Source organism: Microaerobacter geothermalis, assembly GCF_021608135.1.
GTDB lineage: Bacteria > Bacillota > Bacilli > DSM-22679 > DSM-22679 > Microaerobacter > Microaerobacter geothermalis.
This window is the reverse complement of record NZ_JAKIHL010000003.1, coordinates 88,558-104,485: the sequence shown is the minus strand read 5'-3', so window position 1 is coordinate 104,485 and position 15,928 is coordinate 88,558. Positions and strand designations below refer to the sequence as shown.

Here is a 15,928-nt window from a genome sequence, read left to right as displayed (position 1 = left end):
GTATTTCGATGATGGAGTCAGTTTGAGGGATGGAGTCAGTTTGAGGGCTAATTCCCGTTCCCTAGCCCTCCGCTAAGCACGAACTCGAAAGCGTCCTTAGTAAATTCATTAGTTCCATTCATCCATATATTTGGGAAAGAAGTGGCGCTAAGCCCCTGGATAAGTTCAACTAGACTTCAGATGGAGTATAAAACTCCATCTGAAGAAAGTTTCCTTTATGGAGCTGTAACTTCAAGGATGTGAATTCAATGGACTTTTATCAATTGAATACCTTCTATCATGTAGCCAAGCATATGAATTTCACCCGTGCTGCTGAAGAACTCTCCATCAGCCAGCCCGCCGTCTCCCGGCAAATCGAGGCATTGGAACAGTCCCTGGGATTAAAGTTGTTTCACCGGGCAGGCCGCAGCGTGGTGCTGACCGATCCCGGCAAAACCCTTTACCAGATGAGTGAACAAATCTTGTCTCTTGTAAATAGAACAAAGTCTGCCATGGAAAGCATGAGAAACCTTGAATCAGGGTCTCTACACGTGGGAACCAGCACCACCATCGGCAATTACTTTATTGCTCCCATTGTAATGAAGTTTATTGAACGGTATCCTGGAATCGAAATCACATTAGAAATTAAGTCAAGTGAGGAAATTCAAAACGGGATTGAAAAAAACATATTAGACGTGGCCATTTTTGCTGGGGCTACCCCTACATCTTCTCTTTTTATAGAGCCCTTTTTACTGGATGAGCTTGTTCTGGTCGCTCCTAAAAATCATCCGCTTGTTTCAAAAGAAAATATCTCCCTTAAGGATCTGCTGCAAGAAAAGTTCATCATTCGCAGCGAGGGATCCAATACAAGGAGGACGATAGAAGAACATTTCAAAAAATTCGGATTAAAATTACCTTCTGCCGTTGAACTGAATTCAACCGAAGCCATAAAACAAGCAGTAATCTCAGGATCGGGAATCAGTTTTCTGCCAAAAAGAACGGTAGAATTAGAAGTAACACTGGGAGTGCTTCAAATCATAGACGGAAATGATCTAAAAGCAACAAGACAGTTTTGGATCGCACATCATAAGGGCACTTATCCGTCTCCCGCAGTGCTCGCATTTACATCCTTTTTGAAGAAAAATTCATACTAAAAAAGACCGCTTTTCTCATTTTCCTTCTTGACAAAAATGATAGGCGATCTTTTTATTTCGAGTTCACTTATTGATGTTTAACATGCTGAAGAGTCTCCTTAAAAATCAGCTCTATATGGAGATCATCTAAAGAATAAAACACCGTTTTTCCCTCTTTTCGTCTTTTTACGATCCGCAGATTGCGGAGATACCTTAATTGATGAGAAATGGCAGATTGGCCCATATCAAGAATCACTGTGATATCATGGACACATAATTCCTTCTGCAGAAGAGCATATATAATTTTGACTCGTGTAGGGTCTCCCAGAGCTTTAAAAATATCGGCAATCCCTGCTGCAGTCTCTTCATCTATCATTGTTTTCTTAATACCAGCAATAACCTCCTTGACCGTACCGCCACATTGGTCAGCACATATTTCTTCCAGTTCCTTCGTCACGTTAACCACCCTCCTTTTGTTTGATGTTTCACTTTTAAACATCATTATATCAAAACTTGGACAGATATTATTGATTCCCCATCGTAATAGAAGGGGAGTGCGAATGCTCAAGGGAATTTTTTTTATTTATTCTGGCGGGTTTGGTCGAAATCGGCGGAGGTTATCTCATTTGGCTTTGGCTAAGAGAAGGCGTATCCTTTTGTTATGGGATCATGGGCAGCCTAATTCTTGTACTGTATGGTATTATTCCTACTTTGCAAGACTTTCCTTACTTTGGGAGAGTATATGCCGCTTACGGAGGAGTATTTATCATACTCGCTGTTTTTTGGGGATGGGCAATTGATAAGAAAATTCCCGATTTCTATGATGGGTTAGGTGCATTGATTAGTCCCATTGGGGTGTCTGTGATGTTGTGGGGACCCAGAACATAGAAATTTGTTTATTCATTGAGATTCCTATATAATTAATACATGAACAAATATTCATATTTATATTTTAGGAAGGTGAATGTTATGGGATTGGGCCATAGCCATCATCATGGGCATGATCACGGTCACAACCATGATCATGCCCATGTTCGTACAACCAATAAGAAACTGTTAACCATTGCCTTATTGATTACCATCAGTTTTATGATCGCTGAGATTATCGGGGGAATTCTCTCAAACAGCTTGGCCCTACTGTCAGATGCCGGACACATGTTCAGCGATGCCTTCTCCTTGGCACTCAGCCTGATTGCCATTCGCTTTACAACAAAACCGCCTACCCCTCAGCGGACCTATGGATTTTACCGTTTCGAAATTCTTGCTGCGTTTATCAATGGGGTAACCTTGGCTGTTATTGCCGTCTACATATACTTTGAAGCATACCAACGTATCATATCGCCTCCGGAAGTCCAGGGGAACACCATGTTATTGATTGCTTTTATCGGACTGCTGGCTAATATTGCCGCTGCTTGGGTTTTGACTAGGGGAAATACAGCTGAAAACCTCAATATGAGAAGTGCATTTCTCCATGTTCTAGGGGATATGCTGGGTTCCATCGGAGCAATTGCGGCAGGATTGCTCATCATGTTTTTCGACTGGTACATCGCCGATCCGGTCATCAGCATCATTGTAGCCACTTTAATACTGTTCAGCGGATGGCGGGTAACCAAAGAATCTGTTCATATTTTAATTGAAGGTTCTCCCAAGCATATTGATGTCAATGAACTAAACGATAAGCTTCATACCATCAAAGGGGTTGTCAGTATCCATGATCTGCACCTTTGGACCATTACTTCCGGTATGGAATCTCTCAGCTGTCATATTGTCATTGATCCGGATGCCGATCCGCAACAAATTCTTCTGGCCAGCAAAAAATTGATCCATGATGCCTATGGAATTGATCATGTTACTCTGCAGCTGGAAACAGAGGATTTAAAGATACATGAACCCGACATATAAAAAAAATTGGTTGAGGGGCTTATTAAAAGGACATGACCCAGGCTGAACCCCCTACTACTGTAATGACCATGACAATGCCTACAGCCAATGTCAATAAAATATATCCGCGGTTTTTCGTTTCTCTTACATGCATAAAATAATAAATCTGAACAAGAAACTGCAAACAAGCGGCAATGAGGATAAATACAATAACATATACTTTTTCTATCAAATCATTAAGCACGAGAATTAATGGGACGATTGTTAAAATAAGCGAATAAGTATATCCCAAGATGTAGGTTTTCGCCGATGAATCGTGGTGTTGCTGATTCGACACCATTTCACATCACCCCCATCAAATAAACGACCGTATAGATAAAGATCCACACCACATCGAGAAAATGCCAGTATAAACTTACAACATTCACCTTGCGGGTTGTCATCTCATTGATCCCATTACGGATGAGTTGTATCGTGGCCCCAATCATCCATATGATCCCCACCGAAACGTGGAGTCCGTGTGTACCCACTAATACATAAAAGGCAGAAAGAAATGCACTTGTCGAAATGGTCGCTCCTTCATGAACCAAGCTGACAAATTCGGTGATCTCCAAACCGATAAACGCCACGCCTAAAAGCACTGTGATGAGTAACCAGACCACCACACTTTTGATTTTTCCGTTTCTCAATCCCAACACCGCCAAGCCACTTGTAAAACTGCTCGTTAACAGGATAAGTGTCTCTGCAGTAAAAATAGGTACGGAAAAAAGCTCTTCACCTGTTGGGCCACCGTTATACCGGACTCTTAACACAACAAATGTGGCAAACAATGTGGCGAATAGGATTAAATCAGTAATCATAAAAATCCAAAATCCAAAGATTTTTAACGAGCTCTCGTCATGACCGTGATCTTCTCCATGGGCATGATGAGTTACAGCAGTTGTCATCCCTTTGCACCTCCGATCAATGCTTCCGTTGCTTCCACTTGTTCTGCTGAAATGTAATAATCTGTATGTTGTTGAAAATATCTTGCCAGCATAGAGACAGCCACTCCAATCAAACCGCTCACGCCAACCCATACCCATTCAAAAGTAAACCCAAACCCTGCTACAAACCAAAATAATCCCATGATAAACGGTATACCTGAATCCTTTGGCATATGGATCGATTTGTAGTTTCTTGCTTTGGCCCCGATTTTTTTATGGACTCCTTTTTGCTTTTTGTACCACCAATCATCTCGTACTTCAACCCTAGGAATAACGGCAAAATTGTAAACGGGAGCAGGCGATGGAATTGACCACTCTAGAGTGCGTCCATCCCAGGGGTCTCCAGTCAAATCCCTGAGATTGTCACGATGTTTTATACTGTAAAGAATTTGCCACACTTGAAAAATAAACCCGGCTCCCATCAGAAAAGCGCCAACGGTGGAAACAAAGTTTAACGGCCACCAGCCCATATCCCATCCATAAGTATACGAACGGCGTGGCATACCCATAAATCCTAGGGCATATTGCGGCATAAACGTCGTGTAAAAGCCAATATTCCAGAGCCAAAAAGCCCATTTACCCAAATGCTCATTCAACGTAAAACCGAATACTTTTGGCCACCAATAATAAATTCCGGCGAAAAATCCAAAAACAACTCCACCAATTAACACCTGATGGAAATGGGCAATCAGAAAATAATTGTTATGGTATTGAAAATCAGCAGGAGCAACTGCCAGCATGACTCCTGTTGCCCCTCCGACTAAAAAAGTTGGAATAAAAGCAATCGTCCATAACATCGGTGTCTTCATCTGAATACGACCCCTGAACATCGTAAACAGCCAATTGAAGACCTTAACCCCTGTCGGTATTGCCACTGCCATTGTTGTCACAGCAAAGAAGGCATCAGCCGTAGTTCCCGCCATCGTAAAAAAGTGGTGGACCCATGTAAAGAATGAAAGTATGCTGATACTGACCAAAGCAAAAACCATCGACTTATACCCGAAAATTCTCTTTTTGGTGAAGGTGCTTACAACCTCGGAAAAGACGCCGAAAGCAGGAAGCACGACAAGATAAACTTCAGGATGGCCCCACATCCAGATCAGATTGATATAGTACATGGGATTCCCTCCACCATCGAGTGTGAAGAAATGGGCACCAAAGAATCGATCGACAAATAGCAAGCCAAGCGTAACCGTTAAAATAGGAAAAGCAAAGAGAATAATAATACAACTGGAAAGGACAGACCAGGAAAATAATGGCATCTTCATCAATGACATTCCTGGCGCCCGCATTTTCAATATGGTAACAAAGAAATTAATGCCGGTTGCAAGACTCCCGATTCCTGAGATCTGAATTCCCCAAATATAAAAATTTTGTCCTGGTCCGGGGCTGAAATTATTTTCAGATAACGGTGGATAACTAAGCCATCCTGCATCAGGAGAACCCCCGATTACAAAGGATAAGTTGAAAAGCATGGCCCCAAAAAAGAAAAGCCAGAAGCTGACAGCATTTAAAAACGGATAAGCAACATCCCTTGCTCCAATTTGAAGCGGAACAACCAAGTTAAACAAAGCGAACATAAGCGGCATCGCCATGAAGAGAATCATAATCGTGCCATGGGTCGTAAAAATCTGATTGTAATGTTCCGAATTCAGAAGTTCCATATTGGGGAATGCCAACTGCGTCCTCATCAATAGCGCGTCAACACCACCGCGGAATAACATCAGCAAAGCTGAAATCAAATACATGATTCCGATTTTTTTGTGATCAACTGTCGTCAACCACTCACGCCATAACCAGCCCCATTTTTTATAATAAGTAAGGACAAACACGATGACCAAGCTTGTCAGCACAATCGAAACGTCAGCGGCATAAATTAAGCTGTTTCCAGTCACAAAAAACTCAGATGCAAATTTCTTTATATTTTCAAACATACTTCATTCCTCCTCTCGTCAGTTCTGTCGGATGCTTGTCTGTTCTTTCGTTTGAATGCTTTTATAATATTGGCCGCCGTTTTTATCGAGGATATCGTTGAACAGATTAGGTGGAAAGGATGAATACTGTTGCTTTTCAACAAGACCTGGCTTGCGAAGTACGGCATAATCCTTCAGGGTTAACTCAGGCGAAGTCTCCTTGATCTGTTCTATCCATTTGTCGAACCTTTGTTTTGGTTCAGCGATCACTTGAAATTTCATTTCCGTAAATCCTTCACCGGAGAAGTTATTAGCCGTTCCGTAATATGAACCTTCTTTATCAGCTTGCAGCCAAAGGTTCAGTACTTTTCCGGGCAGCGTATATTTCTGACCCCCTAATTGAGGAACCCAAAACGAGTTGATGGGAGCATCTGTGGTTAGTTCAAAATTTACGGCTGTGTTCGTGGGAATCTTAACGTAGTTCACAGTCGCAATACCCTGTTCGGGATACAAAAACAGCCACTTCCAATCCAGTGATGTTACCTGTATTGTCATGGGTTTACCCTCTTTTGAAGGAGGCTCAGAAAGGGCAAAGGTATCCCGGACGGTGAAAAAACTCAAAATACCAATGACAAGTATCGGGATGCTCCACCAGATCACTTCAAGAGTTTTATTATCATCCCATTCCGGCTTAAACATAGCCCTATTTCCCGGTTTGTCGCGATAACGAAAAACAACATAGGCGAAAAAAATTAAGACGGGAATAATGAAAACCGCTAAAAGAATCACTGAAAGAATGATCAGATCATACTGTTTTTGGGCAACCGGCCCTGCAGGATCCAGTACCACATATTGAGATCTCCCGCATCCTGCTAATAAGACCAAGGATGTTGCTGCCAAAAAAAGTACTTTTGATTGATGCAACAACTTTCCTAACTTCATTATCTCTCTCCTCTCTTTCATAAATGCCACCTATAGATTATGGAATTCATTGAATTATTTATTATATAAAAATAGTTATTACATTAATTACGTTACTTATTGTAAATCATTTTTATCTTAAATTTGTGAAATGCAAACTTTTGTCATGAAACTGTCGATTTTGTCAAAAACCAGTGAAGAAAAAAAAGACCCGACATGGGAAACATGAAGTCCCTCATCAGGTCTTTTCCTTCAATTATTTATAACGATTCCTCAATCACATTCAGCTCCTTGTCCATCTTAACCGTCGCCTTGACAAAGTATTCTCCCCTGCCAAAGAAGCGGGGATCAAAGATGGTAATGACATATATGTCATCGTCTTCCTCTACCTGTGTAACGAAATAACGGTTTTTGGCAAAAGTAAGAATAGCCTGAGCACTCTCAGTGGTTAAAGCCTTTTGAACCGCTTCGTTATCCTGGGAAGCAAGGGAGCTTTGTAAAATCTCCTTCTTGTTCCATAAGGAAAAAAGATAAACATCCACCTGATCCCCGGTGTTCACAACTTCCTTATAGGTGCCGAAAAGCCAGTTCGGCATGACGGCAATATCTTTTGCATTTGGATGGACTTCCTTTGCAATCATAGAAGCATAGGATGAAAGAAGAAGCTGCAAAACCATATATCCGGTTAGCACCGTGCCAATGAAACGAAATACCCTTTCCCGATTCCAAAATTTTTTCAGGAAAAGTCCGCTTAACAATAAAACCAAGATGAACAAATCGATAATAAACCATGCGTTTAGAGATATTCTTAAGTCGGAAAAGGGAAGAAGCAGCTGGGTTCCCCAGGAAGTAAGGGCATCGCTGATGATGTGTGTCAGCACACCCGCCCATGAGTAAAGATACAAGGTTTTCTTGTCAGCCCTTCGATTAAATATAAGAACAAGTCCCATCACCAAACCAGCCATGACAAATGAACCGAGAATGGAATGGGTCCAGCTGCGGTGCCACAGCAGACTGGGAATATCCCCGAACCATCCTGAGATGACATCGATGTCCGGAGCCTCTGCCCCCAAAATGCTTCCCCAGAAAATTGCCTTTTTTGTTTCCTCTGTCCATTTATCCTTTTTGGCCGCAGCAAATACGGTATAACCAAGCAGCCCATGAGTTAGATTATCCACAAGTTCCACCCCACGATCGCTCTCCATCGTTTACCCTCATTTTACATCCTTCTTAAAAAGATGAAAATCGTTTAACCGGCAGCCAATTTCAACAAGCTAACCAGGCTGTCGGAAATTCCCTCAATCAACCCGATGATAAGGGGTGTTGTCCCTCATTCTCTCCCAAAGTTACTCATATAGACGGAATTAAAGAATTTATACGGACAGCCTTCGAGTTCGTTCTAAGCGAAGGGGCTAAAGAACGGGAATTAGCCCTCAAACTGACTCCACCTTTGAAATACCCAGATGTTTTTGAGGGCTCCGTTCTTTAGACTTGAAGCGGACCTGAATTACTTCCTGACGAACTCGACTAGCGGACGTGTAAATCTTTAATTCCAGATCTATAGAAACGAAACTAAGAATTATGTCTGTAATAAATTCTTAGACCCATCCATACAAATTCCTTCTTAATCTCTTCTCCTAATTCTTATGCTATCCTTGCCTGAGGCTTGAAATCTTGTGAAATCCAATGATATTAGCCGTTAACCATACGCCGCCTGCTGAAAAACCGGCAATCACATCGCTGGGGAAATGAACGCCAAGATAAATTCTGCTTATACCAATAAAGAAGATAAGCAAGGATGTTAATACAGCAACATACCATGAAGGTCTGTTTTTTCTGCGGAGATGAAACCAAAACAAGTAACCCAGCATTCCATAAAAAGTCATGGAAACCATGGCATGCCCGCTGGGAAAACTATATCCTCCCACTTCAACCAAATGTTGAATGTCCGGACGTGCCCGATGGAAAATGGCTTTCAACGCCTCATTCAGCAGCCATCCTCCTGCCAAGCTGCTGAATAAAATAACAATTTCCCTAACGAATTTCCGGCGAAAAAATAAATAACCCCCCACAATCAAAAACAGACTGATTTCCGTCCAGGCAGAACCTACATTGGTGATTATTATCGCTATCTTTGTCATTATTGGACTTGTAAAATTCTGTACAACACTTGTCACAAGGCTGTCAAATTGCCTCAACTCTTGAAATAACAAATCTTCAACCAATTTTGCAAACAAAAGAAGCCAAAGAACGCCGACAAAGATTCCCCAGGTCAAATGAGAGCTTAACTTTCCCAGCCTATCACTCACCCCTTCATTCCTCCCTTCATAATCTCCATCCAATAGATTTTCTTCTTATGAATATATATAACAAAATCAATGCGACAGCGATAATAATTGTCCCAACACCCGCATACCGGTTAATAAAGGATTCGGCTTTTGAACCTAAAATTAAAATGATAATGGCTTCCCCGAAAAATCGCAATCCTCTCCCAGCGACCGAACCAATGAGCAAAGAAAAAGGAGAAACTCGAAATATACCTCCGGCGATGGTAAACACTTTGTACGGAATTGGTGTAAAGCCGGCGATGGCAACAGCCAAGGCCCCATATTGGCGAAACATCTTCTCTACCCTGGAGATGGTTGTCGGTTTGGCAAAGCGAGAAAGAAGCGGCCTCCCAAAGTGAGTCCCCAAATAATATCCTAAAATTGCTCCTAGTGAGGAAAACAGGGTAGTGATAAACCCATACCAGATTGCTTTTTCTGGAGCAGCAATCGCTAAAGGAATCAGCAGCAAATCCGGGGGTATTGGGAAAAATGAGGCTTCTGCAAAAGAAATGATGGCCAGTCCTAATCCCCCCCATGACAGAAAAAAAGTTGCCCATTCACTTAACATTACCATTTCCCCTTTAGATTTTTATTCAATCAACCGATTCTTTTGTTTGAAGGCCTCGCAATAAGCGAAAAACCTCTAACAGCACCATATTTAGCGTCAGCCAAACCCCGCCAAACACATATCCTGCGACAATATCACTGGGATTCTGAACTTGAAAAAACAGAAGGTTTAATCCAATAAGTATTGGAATCATGAAAACAGTTGAAAACATGATGGTCCGTATCCAAATTTTCTCCACATGGCGAACAATCAGAAATCCTGCAAAACCATAGACGACAATTGAGATGAGAGACTGCTCACTGGGAAAAGTATTGTGAAAAATCAATCTCAGACCTTCTTCCAAAATTTCTCCTCCGACAATTGCGATTAGTAAAAACAATGTTTCAAGGATTTTGTCTCTCCCTTTGATCAAAATCCAAACCCAGGTAATAAAAATTATGGGAAGCAGCACTTTTATAGAGGATAAAGCACCAAATAACTTCATCCATGGAGACCATTCCTGTTGAAAGATTAATTGAACCAACAGCATCACAATTTTGTCAAACAGTTCAAATTCATTGCTCAGATAGTCCTGGATTAATCCGATCATCAGGATGAAAAAGATCAAAAAAATAACCCCTACTCCCGTAATCAATACTCTAACCCGTCCAAGAGAGTGAAAAATTTGAATTGCTCTGTTCAATGCAGTGAATAAAGCGTCATTTATTTGTTTCTTATAATTTCGATAGAGATAGTATATGGTCAAAATGATCCCGACAATTATGCTTCCGATGATCAAGTACTTTTTCACTGAACTGTGGAACTGTTCCCATTGGGGACCCAATATTTTGCCTAATGAAATAAAAGTGCTTACCCAGATAAATGCACCAAGATAGGCATAAAGTGCATATCTAGGGTAGGAAATCCGTGTGGTCCCTGAAAAATAGCCGGTAATGTGCCTGATCCCCGGAATAAAGTAGGCCACAATCAGCAGCTTGTTTCCGTATTTACCAAACCATCTGGATGTTTTATCAAATCGATCCGGCCCCATATGAAAGCGGGGTCCGTATTTGTAAAAAAACGGGGCTCCCAATTTATAACCAATCCAATAGGAAATCGTCATGCCAATGATGCTTCCCATCCCCGCCATTAACACACTTTCCATCCAATTTAATTTTCCTTGAAACACTAAAAAGCCAGTATAACTCATGAGGACTTCTCCAGGAAGCGGTAAAGCGATCAATTCTAACATTAGGGCAAAAAATAATACATAATACCCGTATTGATCAACCCATGTGGTAATAAACTCCAAATTAAATCCTCCTATTCATTGACTGTCAGAACATCTGTTTATTCTTATTGTTGCTCTTGCCTTTATTTCGATTCTTTCCACATAACCAAGAAACAGATCCAAGCAAGAGGATGAAAATGATGATCCACATATATTTATGCAGCACTGTTAAAATAACAAACCAATGTTCTCCTAATTTCATGCCAACAGTGACAAATGTAAAAACCCAGAAAAGCCCGCCTACAAATGAATAGAAAAGAAAAGTGTGGTAGTGCCATTTTCCAATTCCTGCTAAATAGGCGGTAAAATATCTCATCCCAGGAATAAAATAACCGATTGTAACCGTGAATTTCCCGAAACGCTGAACCCAATGCTTTGTTTTATCCAATCTTTCTGCTGTGATACGAATTTTTTGCCCATATTTCGTTAAAAGGGGAAGTCCAAAACGATAACCGATAAAAAAACTGAATGACATACCGGAAATGCTTCCTAAAAAGGCTGTCAATACCGTAAGGGAATAATTCAGTTTCCCTTGGGAAACCAGAAAACCTGCAAATGTCATCAATAATTCATCTGGTATCGGCAGACCTATCACTCCAAAGGCGAGCAAAGCAAAAATCCCTAAATATCCGTAATCCGAAACAAATTGGAGGATTAAATTCTGAAGCAATTTTCCGCCTCCTTTTATTCATAAGGAAATTACCTTTTCCTGCGACTCTTTCTCTTCTCCCAAATCCATAAAGTCATGATTCCCAAGGAAAGCCAAATCAGACTTAAAAGAAATAATCCCCCAATTAATGGAATATTAATGCCCGAAGTGATGACAACGGCTCCAAAACCGACTTGAAGCCATTTAGGCCAATCGGCACTTCCCGGTAATTGATTGCTGATGATCTGGCTGACAACGGCCAATCCTATCATGAAAAACAAAAATGAAATTACCATCAGAATCAAAACAAATGGTAAACCAATGATCGTGATCGATAGTAATATTCCAAGGGAAATCAATAATAAACTGGTTATCATACCAACAACCACCAATCTTAATGGTGATTGGCGAACCATCCCTTCAAATGGGGTTAACTTATCCTTCATGATGAGCATCGTCAGCAACGGCAGAATAACCAAGATGAAACTGAAGGCAATCCTCAGAAGCCAAACTCCAATGAGAAGGGCTCCTCCAATAAGCAAGCTATTCACAACTGTATCATTAAATGTGATATTTAATACGTTATCCGTCACTTGAGCTCCTGGTTCCTGTACAATTTTCCCACCAACAACCAAAACCAAACCCATGATCCGAGCAGAGTCTTTAATGCTCAAATTCCCATCAATCACAATGACAGCATCGCGAACGGAACCATAGATCGTTGCATTTCCACCTATGACAACCACATTATCTGCAATTTGTTCCTTAGGGATAACGGTGTCCTGCCTTTCAAAACGGTTTGCTCCTTCTGCAAAGGCAGGTACAGTCAACACTAGGAGGAAAATCATGACTGCAAAAAAAGATATCCATTTTTTTGTTATATTTTCCACCCCTAAAAACCTCCTATTCCAATGCTTATCTGACTAATAAGTGACGGAGTGACCAAACCGAAAGCAACATTACGAAAAAGGCAAGCATCATACTTCCTCCTGTTAAGTATGGAATCTGGGTAATTATCAGCGGGATAATCCGTATCAAACTATACATAATTGTGAAGAAGGATGATGCCAGTCCAACGATCATAAGCACTATAGGGGAAAATGAAGCCAAAAAAACGACCAATAGCAATACGGAAGCAAAAATGGCAATCCACTTTAATGTCTTGTTGTCTGATATTTGATCTGATGCTAAACCGTTCAGATCAGCGAAGACCTTTTGTTCAAAATCATCGGGAACATCTACCGATTGATAGTAGTTTGTAATCTGTTGACTCATTAGAGACAATTCTTTTGCCAAACTTTGGCATTCTTTGCAAGTGGTTAAGTGATTTTCAACCAACAGGCGTTCCGAATCAGATAATTCATGATCGATATAAGCGGAAATCAGCTCTTTGACATGTTCCATTATTTTTCACCCCTCTATTTCGCAAGTTCTTCTCGCATTACAAGGCGAGCTGCATGAATCCGTGATTTAACAGTCCCAACGGGAATTTTCAAAATGTTAGCCATTTCCTCATAGCTAAACCCTTGGATATCTCTTAAAACAATGGCTTCACGCTGTTCCGATGAAAGCTTTTGCATTGCCTCTTCAATGTTCATCTGCAACTGTTTCTGTTCCATGGCTCTGTTGGAATCTGTTAATCTTTGCTGAAGGTCAATCACATTTTTCCAGATGTTAATTTTTTCCTTCTCTTTTTTTGATAAACGATTATGGCATAAATGGGAGACAATTTGTGCCAACCACGAAGAAAAGGCATATGCACTTTGTAATTTGGACAGGGCAACATACGCTTTTATAAAGGCTTCCTGAGAGACGTCTTCCGCTTCCATCCAATCGCCCAGCATTGCATAGGCATGCCGGAACACTTTCCCTTTATATACGGATATGAGTTGTTCAAAGGATTTCTTGTCTCCCCTTTTTGCTTGTTCTATTATTTGATACAGTTCCTGATCCACACAATCTCAACCCCCAATCATCGAAGCTCTATTCCTTTTTTTGAATAGCAATCTCCATCTGTCTCCATCGTTTAATCAGCCAATTTACCATTGGTTCCAGTCTTTCACTTTGCCATTTGATAAATCCTGTCCCAACCAAACCAGTTAATGCACCTCCCAGAATATCCAGAGGATAATGGGTTCCAACATACACTCTGCTGAAGCCAATAATTTGATCTATCCAAAAACTTTTCCCTGCCAGATTATTAATTTGTTGAAATAAAGAGTAATCCAAATTCATGCTATCATCAACCTTTCCACATCTATTATTAAAGGTTTTATCTAAAAAGACATCAATTGAGCTAAAAAAGTTCAAAAAAATTAGCCGTTACGGTTGTAACGGCTTTTTCTTTCTCTATTGTATTTCAACTATTCCACATCATAGCCTGCGTCTTCGATGGCGTTTTTGATTTCATCTACGTTTACCTTGCTGTCATCATAGTCAACGGTAACGTTCCTGTTTTCAAGATTAACATTGAAGGATTGAATTCCATTCACACCATTAAGCGCCCGTTCCACGGAACTTTTGCAATGACCTCATGTCATGCCGGGAACATTTAGAGTAATTTGACCCATATCACTCACCTCCCCGAAATGGTAGTTGGCACTTCAAGTTTGCCTTCTTCGAAAAACTCTTTCATCATATGTTTGGCATATCCGGCTGCCTGACCAAAAGTGATTTTGGCCGGCATGGGAGCTTCATTGGCATCCACCACGACATCTACGATGCAGGGCTTTTTTTGTATAACTGCTTGCTGCAATGACGGCAGCAATTCATCCGGTTTTTCGACCCGGTAACCGATGCCGCCGCAGATATCAGCAAATCGGGCAAAGTGGGGATTCTGCAAATCGGTGGCATATTCTGCGTTACCCATTACTTCTTGCTCATATTTGATCATGGCAATCTTATGGTTATTTAAAACAATGACCACAATGGGCAGATCATATTTTACCGCGGTAACGAAGTCATTCATTGTCATTCCAAAACCCCCATCCCCGCAAATCGCAAAAACCTGCTTGTCAGGATAGGCGATTTTTCCCGCGATGGCTCCCGGAAGTCCACACCCCAGTGTTGCCAGCCAGCTTGAAGTAATAAAATGCTGATGGGTCATCCGGAAATGACGGGCCATCCAAACGGTTACATTTCCCACGTCTACAGATAATATACTATCTTCATTTGCCACCTGTTGCAAGGCGGATATCACCACTTGAGGTTTAATCGGAACGGAAGGATCTGTTTCCTTCAGTCTTAATTTCGCCCACCATTTTTTCATGTTTTGCTGACACAATTGGAGAAAAGAACGGTCTTCCTGCCTTTCCAGCTGTTCGGTAAGCCAATTTAGCGTATGCTCTGCATCCCCTGCTAAGCCAATATTCACCGGATAACGCTTCCCAATCTGTGCCGGGTCAATATCAACCTGGATCGTCTTCACCTCTTTCGGTAAAAAGCCGGTAAAGGGAAACGATGTGCCAATCATGATCAGGGTATCTGCTTCCCGCACCGCATCATAGGCTGGCCTGGTGCCTATTAATCCAAGTCCTCCTAAACAAAAAGGATGTTCATCTGGAATAATCCCCTTTCCGGGTAAAGAAAGGATGATGGGGGCTGCGATCTTGTCCGCAAAGGATAATAACGATCCTCCCGCTCCCTTGGCTCCTTTTCCGGCGAGGATTACCGGTTTTTTCGCATGTTCAATCATTTGTTTCGCCTGAAGCAAATCGGTTTTTTGGGGAGCTATTTCAGACCTGACGAAGAAAGAGCTGGTGATTCGCGCTTCCCGTTCCACTTCAAATTTCGGAATATCATCCGGAATGACAAGTACCGATACTCCCCTCTTTGTATAAGCTACTCTGATTGCCTGATTCACGACAACAGGTAGCTGCTCTGCCGACATTACCCGTTGATTGTAAACCGCCACATCATCAAACAGCCGGTCCAGGTTTACCTCCTGAAAAAAATCAGAACCGAGAAGATCAGATTCCACTTGACCGGCAATGGCCAGAACAGGTACCTTATCCAGCTTGGCGTCATATAATCCGTTTAACAAATGAATGGCTCCGGGACCGGCAATTGCCATGCACACCCCAAGTTTTCCGGTTAATTTCGCATAGGATGCCGCTGCCAATGCGCCTGCCTCTTCGTGTCTTACCTGAATAAAGCGAATTTGTTCCCGTCTTTTTCTTAAAGGCTCAATGAGAGAATTAATAGAATCACCCGGCATCCCATAAATGTGATCCACTCCCCATTGAATAAGCAAGTCCACCAATGTTTCACCGGCCGTTTTTCCGAACATGAAACCCACTCCC

Annotated in this window: 18 protein-coding genes and 1 pseudogene; 3 read left to right on the top strand and 16 right to left on the bottom strand. The window is 41.5% G+C overall.

From position 1 onward, the window contains the following. Nucleotides 1-248: 248 nt before the first annotated feature. A complete protein-coding gene (locus tag L1765_RS03410) occupies nt 249-1,133 on the top strand; it encodes a LysR family transcriptional regulator (RefSeq protein WP_236404905.1) in 885 nt (294 codons plus the stop codon). A 67-nt stretch (nt 1,134-1,200) separates the two neighbouring features. Here the strand turns inward: L1765_RS03410 and L1765_RS03405 are convergent, their stop codons facing one another. After that, nucleotides 1,201-1,569: an ArsR/SmtB family transcription factor gene (locus tag L1765_RS03405; RefSeq protein ID WP_236404903.1), complete on the bottom strand. Its 369-nt coding sequence runs from the start codon at nt 1,567-1,569 to the stop codon at nt 1,201-1,203. Nucleotides 1,570-1,655: 86 nt separating this feature from the next. Between L1765_RS03405 and L1765_RS03400 the strand changes: the two genes are divergently transcribed. Both L1765_RS03400 and L1765_RS03395 read left to right on the top strand, forming a co-directional pair. Further along, nucleotides 1,656-2,000, top strand: coding sequence for a YnfA family protein (locus L1765_RS03400; protein WP_236405081.1), 345 nt, complete (start codon nt 1,656-1,658; stop codon nt 1,998-2,000). 81 nt (nt 2,001-2,081) lie between these two features. Next, nucleotides 2,082-3,014: a cation diffusion facilitator family transporter gene (locus tag L1765_RS03395; protein WP_236404888.1), complete on the top strand. Its 933-nt coding sequence runs from the start codon at nt 2,082-2,084 to the stop codon at nt 3,012-3,014. Between the two features lie 22 nt (nt 3,015-3,036). On the opposite strand, the gene L1765_RS03390 is transcribed toward L1765_RS03395, so the two are convergent. The 15 genes and pseudogenes from L1765_RS03390 to L1765_RS03320 all read right to left on the bottom strand — a co-directional run bounded on the left by L1765_RS03390 (nt 3,037) and on the right by L1765_RS03320 (nt 15,915). Continuing rightward, nucleotides 3,037-3,333 carry a cytochrome o ubiquinol oxidase subunit IV gene (locus L1765_RS03390; RefSeq protein WP_236404886.1) on the bottom strand — a complete coding sequence of 99 codons (297 nt, stop codon included), beginning with the start codon at nt 3,331-3,333 and terminating at the stop codon, nt 3,037-3,039. A gap of 1 nt (nt 3,334) precedes the next feature. Then, nucleotides 3,335-3,940 (bottom strand): cytochrome o ubiquinol oxidase subunit III, encoded by a 606-nt coding sequence (gene cyoC / locus L1765_RS03385; protein WP_236404884.1) that lies wholly within the window; start codon nt 3,938-3,940, stop codon nt 3,335-3,337. Then, nucleotides 3,937-5,913, bottom strand: coding sequence for a cbb3-type cytochrome c oxidase subunit I (locus L1765_RS03380; RefSeq protein WP_236404875.1), 1,977 nt, complete (start codon nt 5,911-5,913; stop codon nt 3,937-3,939). Before L1765_RS03380 ends, cyoC begins: the two co-directional genes overlap by 4 nt. A gap of 18 nt (nt 5,914-5,931) precedes the next feature. Continuing rightward, nucleotides 5,932-6,834 carry a ubiquinol oxidase subunit II gene (locus L1765_RS03375; RefSeq protein WP_236404864.1) on the bottom strand — a complete coding sequence of 301 codons (903 nt, stop codon included), beginning with the start codon at nt 6,832-6,834 and terminating at the stop codon, nt 5,932-5,934. A gap of 239 nt (nt 6,835-7,073) precedes the next feature. Further along, nucleotides 7,074-8,018 (bottom strand): metal-dependent hydrolase, encoded by a 945-nt coding sequence (locus tag L1765_RS03370; RefSeq protein WP_236404862.1) that lies wholly within the window; start codon nt 8,016-8,018, stop codon nt 7,074-7,076. 444 nt (nt 8,019-8,462) lie between these two features. Beyond that, entirely contained in the window at nt 8,463-9,122 is a 660-nt protein-coding gene (locus L1765_RS03365; RefSeq protein ID WP_236404861.1) for a phosphatase PAP2 family protein, read from the bottom strand. Nucleotides 9,123-9,138: 16 nt separating this feature from the next. Continuing rightward, nucleotides 9,139-9,708: a YqaA family protein gene (locus L1765_RS03360; protein WP_236404858.1), complete on the bottom strand. Its 570-nt coding sequence runs from the start codon at nt 9,706-9,708 to the stop codon at nt 9,139-9,141. Between the two features lie 25 nt (nt 9,709-9,733). Continuing rightward, on the bottom strand, nt 9,734-10,999 hold the full coding sequence (locus L1765_RS03355) for a VTT domain-containing protein (RefSeq protein ID WP_236404856.1): 1,266 nt from the start codon (nt 10,997-10,999) through the stop codon (nt 9,734-9,736). Between the two features lie 25 nt (nt 11,000-11,024). Further along, nucleotides 11,025-11,648 (bottom strand): DedA family protein, encoded by a 624-nt coding sequence (locus L1765_RS03350; RefSeq protein ID WP_236404854.1) that lies wholly within the window; start codon nt 11,646-11,648, stop codon nt 11,025-11,027. Nucleotides 11,649-11,677: 29 nt separating this feature from the next. Then, entirely contained in the window at nt 11,678-12,517 is an 840-nt protein-coding gene (locus L1765_RS03345) for a bactofilin family protein (protein WP_236404845.1), read from the bottom strand. 25 nt (nt 12,518-12,542) lie between these two features. After that, entirely contained in the window at nt 12,543-13,031 is a 489-nt protein-coding gene (locus L1765_RS03340; RefSeq protein WP_236404844.1) for an anti-sigma factor family protein, read from the bottom strand. A 14-nt stretch (nt 13,032-13,045) separates the two neighbouring features. Next, the gene (locus L1765_RS03335) at nt 13,046-13,582 is read right to left on the bottom strand and encodes an RNA polymerase sigma factor (RefSeq protein ID WP_236404842.1); all 537 of its coding nucleotides are present in this window, start codon (nt 13,580-13,582) and stop codon (nt 13,046-13,048) included. A 28-nt stretch (nt 13,583-13,610) separates the two neighbouring features. Beyond that, entirely contained in the window at nt 13,611-13,862 is a 252-nt protein-coding gene (locus L1765_RS03330) for a phosphatase PAP2 family protein (RefSeq protein ID WP_236404840.1), read from the bottom strand. Nucleotides 13,863-13,990: 128 nt separating this feature from the next. Next, a pseudogene (locus L1765_RS03325) lies at nt 13,991-14,146 on the bottom strand (heavy-metal-associated domain-containing protein); the annotation flags it as partial. A 56-nt stretch (nt 14,147-14,202) separates the two neighbouring features. Then, on the bottom strand, nt 14,203-15,915 hold the full coding sequence (locus L1765_RS03320) for a pyruvate oxidase (protein WP_236404821.1): 1,713 nt from the start codon (nt 15,913-15,915) through the stop codon (nt 14,203-14,205). Between the last annotated feature and the right edge of the window lie 13 nt (nt 15,916-15,928).